At 52.4% G+C, this 16509-nt stretch carries 11 protein-coding genes; 5 read left to right on the top strand and 6 right to left on the bottom strand.

The window, feature by feature from the left end:
• Positions 1–77 precede the first annotated feature (77 nt).
• Genes AC8GE9_RS07065 through AC8GE9_RS07055 form a run of 3 tightly spaced genes read left to right on the top strand, consistent with a single transcriptional unit; the run spans position 78 to position 5969 of the window.
• Complete coding sequence (locus AC8GE9_RS07065) at positions 78–3275, top strand: efflux RND transporter permease subunit (protein WP_506676459.1); 3198 nt, start codon at positions 78–80, stop codon at positions 3273–3275.
• Positions 3272–4474, top strand: coding sequence for an efflux RND transporter periplasmic adaptor subunit (locus tag AC8GE9_RS07060; protein ID WP_506676458.1), 1203 nt, complete (start codon positions 3272–3274; stop codon positions 4472–4474). Before AC8GE9_RS07065 ends, AC8GE9_RS07060 begins: the two co-directional genes overlap by 4 nt.
• A complete protein-coding gene (locus AC8GE9_RS07055) occupies positions 4410–5969 on the top strand; it encodes an efflux transporter outer membrane subunit (RefSeq protein ID WP_506676457.1) in 1560 nt (519 codons plus the stop codon). Before AC8GE9_RS07060 ends, AC8GE9_RS07055 begins: the two co-directional genes overlap by 65 nt.
• An 8-nt stretch (positions 5970–5977) precedes the next feature.
• On the opposite strand, the gene AC8GE9_RS07050 is transcribed toward AC8GE9_RS07055, so the two are convergent.
• The 6 genes from AC8GE9_RS07050 to AC8GE9_RS07025 all read right to left on the bottom strand — a co-directional run bounded on the left by AC8GE9_RS07050 (position 5978) and on the right by AC8GE9_RS07025 (position 14827).
• Complete coding sequence (locus AC8GE9_RS07050) at positions 5978–6970, bottom strand: RodZ domain-containing protein (protein WP_506676456.1); 993 nt, start codon at positions 6968–6970, stop codon at positions 5978–5980.
• 3 nt (positions 6971–6973) lie between these two features.
• Positions 6974–7810, bottom strand: coding sequence for an alpha/beta hydrolase (locus AC8GE9_RS07045; RefSeq protein WP_506676455.1), 837 nt, complete (start codon positions 7808–7810; stop codon positions 6974–6976).
• Positions 7811–7875: 65 nt separating this feature from the next.
• Positions 7876–9318, bottom strand: a complete 1443-nt coding sequence (locus tag AC8GE9_RS07040; RefSeq protein WP_506676454.1) for an efflux transporter outer membrane subunit — start codon at positions 9316–9318, stop codon at positions 7876–7878.
• Positions 9305–12421: an efflux RND transporter permease subunit gene (locus AC8GE9_RS07035; RefSeq protein WP_506676453.1), complete on the bottom strand. Its 3117-nt coding sequence runs from the start codon at positions 12419–12421 to the stop codon at positions 9305–9307. Before AC8GE9_RS07035 ends, AC8GE9_RS07040 begins: the two co-directional genes overlap by 14 nt.
• Entirely contained in the window at positions 12418–13620 is a 1203-nt protein-coding gene (locus tag AC8GE9_RS07030; RefSeq protein ID WP_506676452.1) for an efflux RND transporter periplasmic adaptor subunit, read from the bottom strand. The genes AC8GE9_RS07035 and AC8GE9_RS07030 overlap by 4 nt, the downstream gene beginning before the upstream one ends.
• Before the next feature lie 124 nt (positions 13621–13744).
• Positions 13745–14827, bottom strand: coding sequence for an isocitrate/isopropylmalate dehydrogenase family protein (locus tag AC8GE9_RS07025; RefSeq protein WP_506676451.1), 1083 nt, complete (start codon positions 14825–14827; stop codon positions 13745–13747).
• A gap of 153 nt (positions 14828–14980) precedes the next feature.
• Here AC8GE9_RS07025 and AC8GE9_RS07020 point away from each other — a divergent pair, with 153 nt between their 5' ends.
• Both AC8GE9_RS07020 and AC8GE9_RS07015 read left to right on the top strand, forming a co-directional pair.
• Positions 14981–15643 carry a DsbA family oxidoreductase gene (locus AC8GE9_RS07020; RefSeq protein WP_506676450.1) on the top strand — a complete coding sequence of 221 codons (663 nt, stop codon included), beginning with the start codon at positions 14981–14983 and terminating at the stop codon, positions 15641–15643.
• Positions 15644–15720: 77 nt separating this feature from the next.
• Entirely contained in the window at positions 15721–16494 is a 774-nt protein-coding gene (locus AC8GE9_RS07015; protein ID WP_506676449.1) for an SDR family NAD(P)-dependent oxidoreductase, read from the top strand.
• Positions 16495–16509 lie beyond the last annotated feature (15 nt).

Genomic DNA, 16509 nt, shown 5'->3' with positions numbered 1-16509 from the left:
ATACTTCTCGCGTGCTGATCTGACGAGTACAGCCATATTGGCTAGCAGAACGTAGGCGCTTAACGCGGGTATTCAGGATGTGGATTGTTCGGATCGCACTAGATAAGCCATACACGTTTATCGTGATGGCTATTCTCATTTTGCTTTCTGCACCACTGGCGATCCAGCGCACTCCCGTCGACGTTTTACCTGAAATCAATATTCCAGTGATTAGCGTCATTTGGAATTATCGCGGCCTATCTGCCGAACAAATGGGCAACCGGATTGCCCAAAATCATGAACGCTCCATCACAACGACCGTCAATGATATCGAACATATCGAGTCGCGCTCACTGGGCGGCATCACGATCATCAAGATCTACTTTCAACCCAAAGCGAATATTCAAACCGCCATTTCGCAAGTCGTCGCGATTTCGCAATCCGCGCTCAGACAAATGCCTCAGGGCGTGGCGCCACCTCTGATTATCAAGTACACGGCCTCATCGATTCCTGTGATTCAGATTGGTATGTCGAGTAAAACGCTTTCTGAAAAAGAGTTATTCGACGCCGCACTGAATATCGTACGCCCACAGCTCGTCACCATTCCGGGCATTGCGGTGCCCTTTCCCTTCGGTGGTAAAGTGCGTGCCGTTTCGGTCGATATCGACCCAGAGGCTTTACGTGCAAAGGGAATGACCTCCTCGGACGTCATTAACGCCATTACGGCACAGAACCTCACCCTACCCTCCGGCTCTGCAAAGATCGACGATGTCGAATTCAATATCTCGTTGAACTCCTCACCGACCTCGATTGCCGAGCTCAACAACATCCCCATCAGAACCGTCAACGGTGCAACAACCTACATGCGTGAGGTGGCTCACGTCCGAGATGGATTCTCGCCACAGATCAATATCGTCCGTCAAAATGGTGAACGCGGCTTGATCCTGACAGCGCTTAAAAATGGTGGCGCATCCACGCTAGATATTGTCCAAGAGGTCAAGGAAAAGATGCCTTCCATCCTGCCCTTGTTACCCGAGGGCATCGATGTCAGACTGCTAGGCGATCAATCCATCTTTGTCGAGAAAGCCCTGGCAGGCGTGATCCATGAAATATTGATCGCAGGCGGTCTCACCGCACTGATGCTGCTGCTGTTCTTGGGAAACTGGCGCACCACCTCGATCATCGCGATCTCGATCCCGCTCTCAATTTTTACCTCGTTGATCGCTCTGCATCTACTCGGTGAGACCATCAACATCATGACCCTAGGGGGGTTGGCGCTCGCCGTCGGTATTCTCGTCGACGACGCTACCGTCACGATCGAGAACATCGAACGTCACATTCACATGGGCAAGGATCTCTATCAGGCCGTGCTCGATGGCGCTGGCGAGATCGCGATTCCTACTTTTGTCGCCACGCTCTCAATCTGTATTGTGTTCGTACCGATGTTTTTTCTGGGTGGTGTCGCGCGTTATTTATTCGTGCCGTTGGCCGAGGCGGTCAGCTTCGCGATGCTCGCGTCCTATGTTCTTTCCCGTACGCTCGTGCCTACGCTCGCCTATCTCATGCTTAAGGATGCGGGCAAGCCAGGCCCGGTTGGGCGCTGGATTCACAAGGTTCATGTTCGCTTCAACGCTCGCTTCGAGGTGTTTCGCGCGAGCTACGTGTTGTTACTCGGTCACCTCTTGAGCAACCGTAAAAAATTTATCGCAGGCTTTCTCGCTTTTTGTCTCTTGTCCTGCAGCATCTTTTTTATTCTCGGCCGCGATTTATTTCCCTTTGTCGATACGAGTCAGATCAAACTTCATATGCGCGCCCCAACGGGCACACGCGTCGAGCGTACTGCGATTCTGGCTGATGAGATTCAAAAAGTCATTCGAGAGGTCATTCCCGAAAAAGACTTGGAAGGCGTTCTTGATAATGTCGGTTTACCCAACAGCGGAATTAACCTGTCTTATAGCAGTTCGGGAACGATTGGCTCATTTGATGCAGACATCATGATTTCACTCAAGCCCGGTCATCGACCAAGCTTGGAATACATGGACGAACTGATCCCGATCCTGCGCGAGCGCTTTCCGGGTATTGAATTCTTTTATCAATCCGCCGACATCGTGACGCAAATTTTAAATTTCGGCACACCCGCGGCGATCGATGTGCAGATCGTCGGCAACAGCTACCGAGCCAATCATGAACTCGCCGCGAAACTCGTGAGTAAAATTGCAGCGATCCCGGGCGCCGCCGATGTCCATATTCATCAACGACTAGACCAACCCTCCATTGCCTTAAAAATGGATAGAACTAGGATGCAAGGCATGGGTCTGACGCCTCAGGATCTTGCTCAAAACGTCTTGCTGCCTTTGTCAGGCAGCGCCCAAACAACGTCTTCGTTTTGGCTGAACCCCGCCAACAATATCAACTATCAAATTCAAGCACAAACACCTCAATATAATATCGACTCACTCGATGACCTACTCAGACTTCCCGTCGGACCCGCTAATGCGGCGGCTTCCGCCACAGCAGCGACTGCAAACTCAGCGGCTAGTCGCGGCACACAGTTGATTGGCAATCTAGTGAGTTCGACGCCTACGACTGAATTCGCTATTTTGACGCGCTACAACATTCGTCCCTCCATCAATATTTACGCGAACGTGCGTGGACGTGACCTCGCCGCAGTCGCGATGGATATTCAAGTCATTATGGACGAGGCCAAATCTGAACTCCCGCGTGGCAGCAGCATGACCATGCGCGGTCAAATAGAAACCATGAAGCAATCCTATATGGGCTTGGGGATTGGTCTGCTGGGTGCCGTGCTCTTGGTCTACCTATTGATCGTCGTCAACTTTCAATCGTGGCTTGATCCTTTCATCATCATCGCCGCCCTGATCTCTGCGCTTGCTGGTATTGCCTGGATGCTGGTGATCACGCGCACCAACCTGAGCGTGCCGGCCTTGACGGGCGCCATTATGACCATGGGCGTCGCGACGGCAAATAGCGTACTTGTCATTTCTTTTGCGCGAGAGCGCCTTAAGGACGGACTCTCGCCATTGGCTGCTGCACTTGAGGCCGGTGCCACGCGAATCCGTCCTGTCTTGATGACAGCGATGGCGATGATTATCGGGATGATTCCCATGGCGGTCGGCTTTGGTCAGGGCTCCGAACAAAATGCCCCGCTCGGACGAACTGTGATTGGTGGCTTGCTTCTTGCGACCGTTTCGACTTTATTATTCGTACCCGTTCTTTTCGCAAGTCTGCATGGCTGGCTTGATCAACGCCGCGCCTCCAAGGAAGCAACAGCATGAAGGACACGCTCCACGATTCTCATGGTTTACCGCTCGGACACCCCGACAACGCCGAGTCGTCAATCAAACTGAAAAAAACATTGCGCACAGTGAAATTAGTCGCTGTCGTAATTTTTGCGTTAATGCTCTTTGGTCTTGGTACGGCCTTGCTTGAGCGATGGTCCTTTGCCGAGGTCTTGGCCAAACGCGCCGACGAAAGTGGACTCATGCACGTTCTCGTGGTCAAGCCCACAATCCCCGACAAGAACAACCCCAATATGCGCTTAGTACTGCCTGGGACGTTGCGTGGGATTAATGAAGCTCAAATTCATTCACGCGTGACTGGCTATGTCAAACAATGGTTCAAAGATCTTGGCGATATCGCCAAGCAAGGTGAAACGCTTGCGCTGATCGATATCCCGGAGATCAATCGTCAAGTCGAAGAAGCGACCGCGAATTTCAATCTTGCCAAAACGGTTTTCGAACGCTGGAGACGTTTACGCGCCGAAGACGCTGTTTCACAACAAGAAATGGACGAAAAAACTGGTCTCTACAGACAGAGCGAAGCCGTCTTGAATCGCTTGAAGCAGGTACAAAGTTTTGGCACTGTGACCGCGCCTTTTGAAGGTCGCATCACGCGACGCAATATCAACCTCGGCGACCTCGTCAATGCCGGCAACGTAGGAAACGCGCAAGCCATGTTCTCCATGGCGCGCACCGATCGCCTTAGTGTCTATGTGTATCTGCCTCAGGATCGTACGTCTCAAGTCAAGGTCGGGGACGAAGTTTCGGTGTACCAGACCAACGCGCCCGAAAAAATCATCAAGGGCCGTATTGCACGTACTGCCGGCGCGATCGACATCAATACGCGGACTCTGCAAGTCGATATCGAGATCCCGAACGAGAACAATGCGTTATTGCCAGGCGCCTATGTAGAAGTGGCGATGCAAATCGCCCTGGGTAATAGCTTGATTGTTCCCACCAACACCTTGATTTTTGGAGCGGGTGGTCCCTTCATCGCCGTGGTCGATCAGGACAAGCGGGCTCAAAAGAAAAAAGTTACGCTTGGGGTTGATTTTGGTAATCAAGTCGAGATCCGAAGTGGGATTACTGCTGACGATCAACTGATTTTGAATCCGATGGATTCTTTGGTCAATGGTCAAGTCGTTGTACCGCAGTCGCCTGCGCCACGCGTACCCTCGACTCGACGTGGTTCCTGAGCGTATGATGAAACCAAGTCTAGCCTTCTGCTTGTCCGCCCTCCTCATGGTCGGCTGTTCAACCATCGGACCGGACTACGAACGTCCTACTGTTGAGTTTCCGGAAAATTGGAAAGCGCTTCCTGGTGCCAATCCTGCGCTTTGGAAACCTGCCGCGCCGGCTGATGACGCACCTAAAGAAAAGTGGTGGAAGGCTTTTGGTGATCCGATACTGGATCAACTCGTCGAGACCAGTCTTACAAACAACAATACTCTGAATGCCTCGCTCGCGCGACTCGATCAAGCAATCGCTCAAAGCGAAGCGCGTAGCGCCGCACTGTTGCCGACGGTATCTATCGGAGCCACAGGTGCACGCACTGAAACCTCGGCCAATCGCCCAGGCGCCAATTACAACACTAACAACCAGTCTACGACTCAGAATAATTTTCGACCTGTCGCAGTCATGACCTATGAGATCGATTGGTTGGGCAAGGTTCGCCGCGAAGTCGAGGCGTCACGCAGCACCGCACAACAAGCTGCGGCCGACACGGAAAACGTCAAACTCTTGCTTACCGCGCAACTCGCCAATTCGTATTTTCTTTTGCGCCAATACGACGAAGAAATCCGTGTACTCTCTGGCATCGTACAGATTCAGGACAAGCTTCTGGCACTCATCAAGAAGCGCTATGACATGGGCGCCGCCGGACGCACTGAACTCTCGCAACAAACAGCGCTCACCCAATCGAGCGGCGCACAACTCGAAATCCTGAGGTCGCTACGCAACGTTCAAGAAAATCTATTAGCGACCTTGACCGGCACGCCCGCCTCCGCCTTTAGCCTTGCCCCAGGTAGCTTGCCGACACGTGTGCCTGCCTTCCCGGTCGGAGTGCCTTCTACGTTGTTAGAAAGACGACCTGATGTCGCGGCAGCCGAACGCGCGATGGTCGCCGCCAATGCCCAAATCGGTGTTGCAAAGGCCGCATTCTTTCCTACAATCACCCTCGCCCCTGTTTTTTTTGGAGGAGAAAGTACCATTCTGAACGCACTATTTAATGCGCCCTCGCTTATCTGGTCTATTGGTCTGACAGCCACTCAAACAGTATTTGATGGCGGTCGTATCAGCGCTAATTATCGCTTTGCGCAAGCGGGCTATCGCGTCTCTCTTGCCAACTATCGTCAATCCGTCATGGTGGCAATACAAGAAACACAAGATGCCATGAGTTCGCTCGCGCAACTCGATCGTGCCCGTGCGATGCAGGACGAAGCCGTACGCAATCTAAACCGAGCTTATCAAATCAGTGCGATCCGTTATCGTGAGGGCCTTGATACCGTTCAAACCTTGGCGTTAATCCAACAAAATCAACTCACTGCCCAACGTATCAAATGGCAAATGCACGGCGGCCAATTCATCGCCAGCGTGTCTTTAGTCAAGGCTTTGGGTGGAGGCTGGGAAGGACTGACTCTGTCACAACCTTCCCAAGAGAAGCCTTCTTTAGCGACTGTTGAAAAAAACTGAAGCGAGACTTAGTTTTTTTGTAAGAGTTGTATGCTCTTTTGATCAAGTCGCGTGACATTACCCTGAGTCATTCCTTTGACCAACACATCAACCTGTCGACCTGCTAAAAAAACGTTCGCAGCTGGGGCATTGCCCAAGATCAACCCACTCACATTCGCGATTGGTACCGAGAGGCTTTCACCCGGTTTGTAGATACGATCGGCCCTTTTTCCATCTACAGTCTGAAGCGATACCCAACATTCCGCTTTGAAATCAATTCGCAGCGTGGCTTTACCCTCTTGTGCAGGCGGGGCTGTTGGTGCAGGTGCGACTATTGCTGGCGATCGTGCTGAGGCAGGCGTAACGGCCGGAGTAGATGCTTCCAGTGGGAGTGATGTTGAGACGGAGGCCGCTGAAGGGCTCTGAGCTGTCGCGCTAGAAGCAGTATTGGTTTGAGCTGGCCGCGCTTGAGGCGCCGAAATCGGAACCGCAGCCGAAGTGATACTTGCACTTTCAGCAGGGGTCTCCGTTACGATGTCTTCTTTTTCATCGCTGAAGGGCCAGCCTTCGGTGATCGCGAGAACAATCGCGCCTAGTAAGAGCACCCCAATTCCGACGTATAGGTAACGGGGACGTCTAGTTGCATATGATTTTTTCGGTGCCGAAGTCGCTGCTACACGATGGAGTTTGGCAACACCCTCTGCCGGTGAGAAGCGCAGACTCTCTGCAGACCCATTTTCGATCTGCGTCACAAGGGCATTGACCTCTGCTCTGCTATGAAGTCCTATGTAGAATACATAGGCTTTGATACTCTGGATATATCTTTGCTCATGATGAAAACTGGTCACCTCACCGGCTTCGATCGCAAGCAATTGAAGTTTGGACAACATTAAACGTCGCGCGACATCCAGGACATCTTTTTGCTGATCTAGCCGCTCGCGTGACAACAATCCACCTAATTGCACGCGCAAGGCGACGATCGGGTCTCCCTGCTCGATACTTTGCTGATCAACATTATCCATACATCACCCTATATCACGTGCGAACAGCTTAGAGACAAAACCCTCTGGACGATCCATCTCATGCAGCACAGTGTAATGATTTAAACCCGGAAGAATATGTAAACCCACCTCGCAACCCTGCGTGCGAAGATGCGCGGCCATGCGCTCAGACTCACCAATCCAATCCTTGGGCTCGGCACCTCCAACAATCACCTCATAACCAACCGAAGAGGAAAAAGGGTGACGAAGCGGGCTCAGCACCTCAACATCCTCGGGCTTGAGTCTAATCTCTTCGTTGACGGAAATCTGTAAAACCGGTTCGACATCAAAAACACCACTGATTAAATATGCCTTTTTAATCTTGTGATGTTTGAGTTCAAACGCAGCGCCTGTTTGAGCCAGAGTCGCCGCGATAATATGCGCACCAGCAGAATGCCCAGAAACGTAAATTTGCTCAGGATCGATCTGCCAAGTCGCCGCTTGGTTTGCGACCCACTCTAAACCACGCTTGGTCTGACTCACAATCTGCTGCACCGTCACAGCAGGACACAGATCGTAATTCATGACGACAACGGAGCAGTCAAGAGGCAAGATTCCATTGACGACAAAACTATAATCTTTTTTATCACGGGCACGCCAGTAACCCCCGTGAAAAAACACCATCAGAGGACGATTAGGATTGCCACAATAAAAGAAATCGGCATTTTCAAGCGGGCCTTCGCCAAAGCGTAAGTCGTAACGTCCAACAAACTTTTCACGTGCCTGCTCGCTCAGACGAGCGCCAAGATCGCTGAAAAAAACCAATTGCTCAGGCGTCACCGTCGTGCGGGGATTGTATTGTTTTTCAATCGCGTCATTCATCACATATTCCTCTAGTCTGTCTTGTTCTTATATTTGATATTTCATTCTAAAGCTAGTGCGCGGACTTATTCCAAGCTCTCTTTCTTCCATCCGCCGCCCAAGGCCTTAAATAAATCAACCCCGGCTTGAAGGCGCAACGATCGGTTTAACACAAAGGCAAGATTCGCTTCATTTTGAATACGCTGTGCCTCCAGCACATTCAGATAATCAACATACCCCGCCTCATAGCGCACTGTCGCCAGCTCTTGCGCCTTGGCCGCGGCGGCTACCTGCTCTGTCAGATAGCGCTCCGTCTCGAAAGTCTGACTCACTGAAACGAGCGCATCGCTGACCTCGCCAAAGGCGTTTCTCACAACTTTAACGTAATTACCAAGAACTTCTTGCTGTTGCGCATTAGCAAAATTCAGACGTGCGGTCAGAGAGCCACCGGAAAACAAAGGTTGAAGCAAACCTAACCCTGCCGACCACACTGCGCTCTGCCCCGAAAGAAAGGCGCTAAAGTCGACGCTCTGCGCCCCAAAAACACCCGTCAGTGACAGCGTCGGAAAGAAATTAGCCGTCGCCACGCCAATACGCGCATTGGCAGCAGTGAGTTCTTGCTCCGCACGATTCACATCTGGACGACTTTCGAGAAGCGTGGAGGGTAAACCCGCGGGCGGAACCGGCGGAATTGGCAAGCCCCGAAGATCAATGGGGGCAAGCGTCAATTGCAATTGGCCCGTCAATATTCCCAACTGATTTTGAACGATCGCCCTTTGACGGGTGAGTTCGGAAAGATTCGCCTCCGAGGCCGCTTTGGCCGCGCGTGCTTGACTGACATCGATCGGCGACACCAGACCGCCATCGAGCTTTGCCTGCGCAATCCGTAAAGAGTTTTCACGGGTTTTCACGGAATTCGTCACGACATCTCGCTGAGCATCCAAAGCACGCAAACGTAAATACGTGTTCGTGACCAACGCAGAGAGTGTCAGTCGAACACTATCCTGCTCGTACTGACTTGCAGTCGCGACTGCGGTTGCTGACTCGATATTGCGCCTAACTCGACCCCATACATCAATCTCGTACGAAGTCACTAAGCCGACTTGCGTCGTATTTGTTTGAAAGCCTACACCTGACGGAGAAACAGAGGTTCCGGTGGATGCGCGCGTTCCTGAGGCGGTCATATTCAGCGTCGGATAAAGAGCCGCACCCGCTTGACGCGCGAGCGCCTGCGCTTGACCTAGACGCGCGACTGCAATTTGCACCTCCGCATTATTCTTTTGGGCACTCGCGACCAAATCATTGAGAACGGAGTCGTTGAACAAAGTCCACCACTCGGTCAGTACGACTTCGCTGGAGGCACTCACCGTTGACGTGACCGAAGATGCAGCGCGGAAGCTCTCTGGCAAGGAAACTTGAGGGCGTTCATAGTCTGGACCGAGTAAGCATCCACTCAACAGCCCGACTGTCGCTAGCGTCACAGCCAGACGTACGGAAAAGCGCTTTTGGCTCACGTTAAGAAGCATCATGATTTTTTTCAGTACTCTCATTTTTTTTATTTCGTGAGAGCCAAGTAAAAAACATCGGGACAAAAATAGTCGCGATGAAGGTCGATGCCAGCATCCCGCCAAACACACCTGTACCCATGGACTGACGCGCTGCCGCGCCCGCTCCAGTAGAGATCACAAGAGGAAATACGCCGAGAATAAAAGCCAGAGACGTCATCACAATCGGCCTAAATCGAAGTCGAGCGGCGCTCAGCGCCGCATCCATTGTGCTCATCCCTTGCTCGCGCTTTTGCGATGCGAACTCCACGACCAAAATAGCATTCTTGGCTGAAAGTCCGATCAACACTAATAAGCCAATCTGAAAATAAATATCGTTTGGCATGCCGCGTAAATAGACGGCAAGCAAGGCGCCGAATAACGCGAAAGGCACAGCTAACAACACAGCAATCGGAAGCGACCACCGCTCATACTGCGCAGCAAGAATCAAAAACACCATCACAATGCCAAACATAAATGCCAAACCGGAAGCATCTCCCGTTCGAATCTGCTGATAAGCCTGACCAGCCCAGGCCAACTCATAGCCTGGAGGCAAGGTCGCACGCGCAGTGGCTGCCACAACATTAATGGCATCGCCGGAGCTAACGCCCTGGACGGCGCTCCCCAATACTTTGGCCGCAAGAAAGCCATTAAAGCGCTCGAGTTGTTCGGGACCTACGACTTGTTTGACGGAAATCAGTGCGGAGACTGGCACCATGCTGCCATTATTGGCACGCACATAAATCTGCCCAAGATCGGTCGGTTCGGTACGATATTGGGAGTCCGCTTGCATCTGCACGCGATAGGTACGACCATTCAAGTTGAAGTCATTGACATACAACGCACCCATCGTCGCTTGAAGGCTGAGATACACATCCGCCACGGGAATCCCAAGCGACAGTGCTTTGGCCTCGTCGACCTCTACATAAAGTTGTGGTGCTGTCGGTCTAAAAAAAGTATTGATACCGGTGAGCTTGGGTTGCTTTTTCAATTCCTCCGTAAAGTTGGTGACGACAGTCGCCAACTCAGTGACCGAAGGCTCTCCCTTGGACTGCACATAGAACTCAAACCCGCCAGCAGAGCCCAAGCCTCGGATCGGCGGAGGATTAAAAACAAGCGCCATGCCATCGGGTAGGCTCATACCGACACCCGTGAATTTCTTGGCGAGCTCAACAGAAGAAGACGTGCGCTCATCCCAATCCTTGAGGGGGATGAAAATCGTACCAGCGTTGGCTCTGTTGCCGCCACCGATAATGTCACGGCCTGCAATCACAAACACGCGCGCCACGCCGGGGTCTTCGACAATACGTTTTCGAAAAGTATCGCCCGTCTCTTCTGTACGCTGCAAACTTGCGCCATCTGGTAACACCAGCGCACTAATCAGATAACCTTGATCCTCGGCCGGAACGAAACCACCGGGTACTAAACGAAACATCGCAACACACCCGATCAAAATCGCGCCGAAAACTGTCGCACCTATCACCCGATGACGCAAGGTGATATCGACGAGTTTTGTATATTGTGTCGTGAACGCCGCAAAGCCTCGGTTGAACCATCCAAATCCTTTGGGTGCATGCATGCCTGGCTTGAGCAACACTGCGCAGAGGGCAGGTGTCAACGTCAAAGCAACAATGCCTGACAAAATGACCGCGAGCGCGACCGTCACGGCAAACTGCTGATAAAGTGTTCCGGCGATTCCGCCCAAGAAAGCCACCGGAATAAATACCGCCGAGAGCACCAACACGATCGCGACAACCGCCCCCGATACCTCGCGCATCGCCTCGTAGGCTGCCTCCTTGGGTGAAAGATTGCGTTCGGCCATCAGTCGCTCTACGTTCTCCAGCACAACAATAGCGTCATCAACCACGATACCAATCGACAAGACCATCGCAAACAAAGTCAGCGTGTTGATTGAAAACCCAAATACCCACAAGCCCGCAAAAGTGCCGATGAGCGAAACTGGCACCGCGATCAGCGGGATCAGGGTCGCGCGCCAGTTTTGTAAAAACAAATAAACCACCAGCCCCACGAGGATCATCGCTTCGAACAAGGTCTTGATCACCTCATTGATAGAAGCCGTCACAAATTTTGTCGTGTCAAACGGAATCACATATTCGATGCCAGGAGGAAATTTTTTCTCAAGCTCCTGCATTTTTTTACGTACACTTTCAGCGACAGCCAGGGCATTTGCGCCCGACTGCAAATAGGTCGCAACGAGTGCGACAGGTTGACCGACAAGCTTGGTGTTGGCATCGTAGTCGGCTGCGCCAAGCTCGACGCGGGCGATATCCTTGAGGCGCAGCGTACCGCTCGCACCTTCAGAACGAATCACGATGTCGCCAAATTGTTCAGGCGTGACAAGACGTCCTTTGGCCGTCACCGTATAGACCAGCTGCTGTCCTAGAGGGGCGGGCTCCTGTCCAATTTTTCCTGCGACGTTTTGTTTATTTTGCGCAGCGATTGCAGCTGCCACATCGGGCGCCGTAATCCCAAGTTGCGCCATGCGATCAGGCTTGAGCCAGATACGCATCGAGTAGTCCTTGGCACCTAGAATTTGAGCGTCACCTACACCTGGTAAACGCTTGAGCTCATCCACGATATTGACGAGCGCGTAATTCGAAAGGTAAAGATTCGAAAACTCTTCGGTAGGCGACGTGATCGCCGTCACCAACAAAATATCATTCGAGCGTTTTTGAACCGTCACGCCAAACTGACGGACAATATCCGGTAAGCGTGGCTCCGCGATCTTGACCCGGTTGTTCACGTTGACTGTCGCCGTGTCGATATTAGTGCCCACTTCGAAGGTCGCCGTAATCGCTAAAGTACCATTCGATTGGGCACTCGAATTGAAAAACAACAGATTTTCAACTCCGGACAGTTGCTCTTCAATCGGTCCCGCGACGGTTCGCGTCAGCGTCTCTGCCGAAGCCCCGGGATAGTTCGCCGTAATAATGACGGTTGGCGGTGCGATCTGTGGGTATTGCGCAATGGGCAGTCCTCGCGCCGCCATCAAACCTGCGATCACGATTGTGATAGAAATCACCGCCGCAAAAATTGGTCGGCTGATAAAAAAACTCGAGAAACTCATCGGCCATCCTTTGGGGCGGCCACATTCTTTTGCGCATTAGGTACAGAAGCACCCGGCGAAGCTTGGCCGAGCGGCACCACCGTGGGTTTGACCACCGACTGAGGACGTATTTTGATGAGCTGATCGGTCACCACCCGATCACCCGTCTTTAAGCCTGACAATACGATCCAGTTTTTTCCGAGCCATTTGCCAACCTTGATCGGCGTCGGGACGACCTTGTTTTCAGGACCGACCGTCCAGACCGCAAATCCACGTTCACTTTGGATCACGGCCGCTTGAGGCACCAAGAACACATTCTCTTGCATTCCTGTTGTGATCCGAATGCGCAAAAATTGACCGGGCAAAATTTCACTATTGGGATTTGGAAACTCCGCGCGCATCTGCTGCGTACCGAGCTTTGGATCAATAAAGGTTGATTGAAAGTTAATTTTTCCTGACTCGGCATACACACGGCCATTGGGTAGCAATAACTCGACGGCCGTATTTTGTTTGGGGTCGAGTCGACCACTAGGCAGTTGGGCGGTGTCGCTACTGGACAAACCAAAACGTACCCAGATGGGATTGATTTGATAAATCGAAGTCAGCAGACCCGCATCTCCCGTATTGGAGATTAAATTTCCCTCTGAACGTAGCGATCGTCCGGATATACCGCTGACTGGCGCGGTCACGGTGGTCCATGTGAGGTTGAGCTGCGCAGTCTTTAAGGTCGCTTGGGCGATCTCATTGACCGAGGTGGCGTCATCGAACTCTTTACGACTCACCGCTTGTTTGCTGTAGAGCAATTTTAGACGCTCGGCCTCGCGGGCCGTCTGCTTGGCACGCGCCTGCGCTTCTTCGAGAGTAATTTTGAAAGACTCGGGATCAATCTGAAACAGCGGCTGACCCGCTTGCACCGGGCTGCCCTCTTCATACAGACGCTTGAGCAAAATACCGTTGACGCGGGAGCGCACCTCGGTTTCTTTGGCGCCTTCGGCTTGCGCTGTGACCTCAAGCACATTGGGGATGTTGGTTGGCTGAGCTTCAATGACCGACACGGGCAGCGGCCCCTGTGGACCAGCTGGCTGGGCCTGCAAAGCCCCAACTCCCACTAAGCACAACGCCGAAAGTCCCGCAACGAACCTACCGATACGCTGCGCACTGATACATTGCAACGTTTTTGTCGAAAAGCCGAGTACCAATTTGTGTACCGCACCAATCATGTGGGATTCCCAAACTTACAGTCAATTTATTGATTCTATACGGGTAAACCCAGATATCTTAGAACGAAGGCCAGATTTCCCTAGAAAACTGGCCCAACACACCGAAAAAGCTAAATAATATTTATTATAAATTGCGGCAAATCGCTTGCGTGACGTCCGTACAAGAGGCCAGACCACCAAGGTCTCGTGGGATCACTTTGCCTTGAGACAATGTTAACTCCACCGCGCGCTCGATTCGACCCGCAGCCTCGGTCAAATTCGCGTCTTGATGACGATCGCCTAACCAACGCAACATAAAAGATCCTGAGAGCACCGTGGCCAAGGGGCTCGCGATATTTTGACCTGCGATATCAGGGGCCGAGCCGTGTGCACCTTGGAACAAACCATGGTGATCGCCCAACTCGCCCGACGGCGCGATCCCCATCCCCCCTACTGTGGCGGCACCTAGGTCGGAAATAATATCTCCGAACATGTTCTCCGCAACAATCACGTCGTAAAACTCCGGGCGCTTCACCAAATGCACCGTGATCGCGTCCACATAGGAATAATCGATCGCCACGTCAGGATAGCTCTGCGCCACTTCGTCGCAAATCGCTCTGAAAAACGCATAGCTGCGCAAAATATTGGCTTTGTCGCACACCGTCATGCGGCGTTTGTGATCCGAAGGCGCCCCACCACGCTTGCGAGAGAGTTCAAAAGCAAACTTAGCGATGCGCTCGACGCCTTTGCGCGTCAAAACCAAGGTATCTGTCGCGACTTCTCCGCGAAGCAAAACACCCGCACCGCGACTGGCATACAGTCCCTCCGTGTTTTCGCGCACGATGATATAGTCAATATCGCCCGCCTGACGATTTTTGAGAGGCGAAAAATCGCCTTGATACAGACGAATAGGCCGTACATTGGCGTATAGATCTAGTTTGAAACGCAACTGCAAATGCAGATCATTACCCACCTCGGTTCCATCAGGATAGGTCACCTCGGGCAAGCCCGCCGCACCATGCAACATGGCATGCGAGGTCTGGCAGGCCGAGTACGTTTCCTCTGGCAATACAAACCCAGACTTTACGAAATGCGAAGCGCCTCCGGGAAACTGATTAAAGTCCATGACGCCCGACCCCAGAGCCTCCTGGAGCACCTTCACCGTTGCGCTACACACCTCAGGACCGATGCCATCGCCTTCAATCGTTGCAATTTGGTACTTAGCCATCTCTTTCTCGTCTCCCATATTTTTGAGTCCGACCAGAAATCCGTACTCTGGCCTCTTTGTCTTTTGAACCCTTAGTATATGTTTACAATGATTCGATGTCAGAATCTAAGTCTTGCACTCTTTTTAGAACCGTCTTCGTCCACAGGAACACACATGGCCATCAAAATCGATTACGTCTCGGATATCGCTTGCCCCTGGTGTGCTGTAGGCCTTGGTGGACTAGAGATTGCTTTAAAAAATATTGGCGAGGCGATTCCGGTGGAGGTTCATTTCCAACCGTTCGAACTCAACCCGCAGATGCCGCCTGGTGGTCAGGAGGTGTTTGAGCACCTGACACAAAAATATGGCAAAACCGAAGCCCAGGTGCGTGCGACCCAGCAAGACATCAAGGCTCGGGCCGCTGCAGTCGGCTACCCCTTTCATCCCGAAGGTCGCAAGCACGTCTACAACACCTTTGATGCGCATCGTCTGCTCTACTGGGCGGGCCTCGAGCACGGTCCCGCTGCGCAGCATCGTCTTAAACGCGAACTCCTGATCACTTATTTTACGTTGGCCGTTGATCTCGACGACCATAACAACCTGATCGCTGCCGTTGAACGCGCGGGACTTGACGCCATGCGTGCGAAAGCTATTTTGAACAGCCAGGAATTCAAGGTAGAAGTCCGCGCGCAACAGCAAAAATACACTAGCATGGGCATTCACTCTGTGCCCTCGATCATTATCAACGATCAGTATCTGCTACAGGGTGCTCAACCGCCCGAGGCCTTTGAGCAAGCGCTGCGCCAGATCGCCGCTGAAAACGCTGAAAAAGTTTAATTCGTTTTTTATATTTATTTCCACTTAACAACAACTCGATCACCTAGATTTCGAGTACCTCAGTTCGGAGACATCACATGGACTTACAACTTAAAAATCGCGTCGCCTTGGTGACAGGTGGTTCACAGGGCATCGGTAAAGCCGTCGCCATGAAATTTGCCGAAGAAGGCGCCACGGTTGTCATCGCGGCCCGCGGTCAGGCCCTGCTTGACGAAGTCGCAGCGCAGATTCGTGCCGCCGGCGGCAAGGTCACCGCGATTGCGGCCGACGTCTCACAAGACGCTGAATGCACACGTCTCATACAAGAGGTTTTAAAAGCCCACGGACGCCTAGATATTTTGATTAACAACGCCGGCACCTCCGCGACAGGCGAGTTTGAGTCCGTCACGGATGAAAAATGGCAGGCCGACTTTGATTTGAAACTATTCGCCGCGATCCGTTTGACCCGCCTGGCCATTCCAGAGATGAAAAAAAACAACTGGGGTCGCATCATCAACGTGACCAATATCGGCGCCAAACAGCCCAAAGAAAAATCTATGCCCACGACGGTCACGCGTGCAGCGGGTCTGGCGATGACCAAAGCCCTGTCAAAAGAATTCGCCCCCCACAATATCTTGGTCAATAGTGTCTGTATCGGCTTGATCCGCGCCGGACAGCACGAGCGCAAAGCCGAAAAAGCCGGTATCCCTGTCGAACAAATGTACGAAACCATGGGTAAAACCATTCCGCTGGGACGTGTCGGCCGCGCCGAAGAGGTCGCCAATGTCGTGACCTTTTTGGCCTCCGAGGGCGGCAGCTACGTCACGGGTAGTAGCGTGAATCTGGATGGCGGCTTGTCCGCTGTCATGTAAGCCAGGGAGCACAGA

The organism is Zwartia lucis (assembly GCF_965234455.1).
GTDB classification, from domain to species: domain Bacteria; phylum Pseudomonadota; class Gammaproteobacteria; order Burkholderiales; family Burkholderiaceae_B; genus Zwartia; species Zwartia lucis.
Note: the sequence above shows the minus strand (reverse complement) of the source record. Positions and strands in the feature narration are given on the sequence as shown.

What these genes read in the sequence shown, in the direction of transcription:
- AC8GE9_RS07065 (WP_506676459.1), top strand. Translation starts at nt 78, where the DNA reads ATGTGGATTGTTCGGATCGCACTAGATAAGCCATACACGTTTATCGTG.
- AC8GE9_RS07060 (WP_506676458.1), top strand. Translation starts at nt 3,272, where the DNA reads ATGAAGGACACGCTCCACGATTCTCATGGTTTACCGCTCGGACACCCC.
- AC8GE9_RS07055 (WP_506676457.1), top strand. Translation starts at nt 4,410, where the DNA reads ATGGTCAAGTCGTTGTACCGCAGTCGCCTGCGCCACGCGTACCCTCGA.
- AC8GE9_RS07050 (WP_506676456.1), bottom strand. Translation starts at nt 6,970, where the DNA reads ATGGATAATGTTGATCAGCAAAGTATCGAGCAGGGAGACCCGATCGTC.
- AC8GE9_RS07045 (WP_506676455.1), bottom strand. Translation starts at nt 7,810, where the DNA reads ATGAATGACGCGATTGAAAAACAATACAATCCCCGCACGACGGTGACG.
- AC8GE9_RS07040 (WP_506676454.1), bottom strand. Translation starts at nt 9,318, where the DNA reads ATGATGCTTCTTAACGTGAGCCAAAAGCGCTTTTCCGTACGTCTGGCT.
- AC8GE9_RS07035 (WP_506676453.1), bottom strand. Translation starts at nt 12,421, where the DNA reads ATGAGTTTCTCGAGTTTTTTTATCAGCCGACCAATTTTTGCGGCGGTG.
- AC8GE9_RS07030 (WP_506676452.1), bottom strand. Translation starts at nt 13,620, where the DNA reads ATGATTGGTGCGGTACACAAATTGGTACTCGGCTTTTCGACAAAAACG.
- AC8GE9_RS07025 (WP_506676451.1), bottom strand. Translation starts at nt 14,827, where the DNA reads ATGGCTAAGTACCAAATTGCAACGATTGAAGGCGATGGCATCGGTCCT.
- AC8GE9_RS07020 (WP_506676450.1), top strand. Translation starts at nt 14,981, where the DNA reads ATGGCCATCAAAATCGATTACGTCTCGGATATCGCTTGCCCCTGGTGT.
- AC8GE9_RS07015 (WP_506676449.1), top strand. Translation starts at nt 15,721, where the DNA reads ATGGACTTACAACTTAAAAATCGCGTCGCCTTGGTGACAGGTGGTTCA.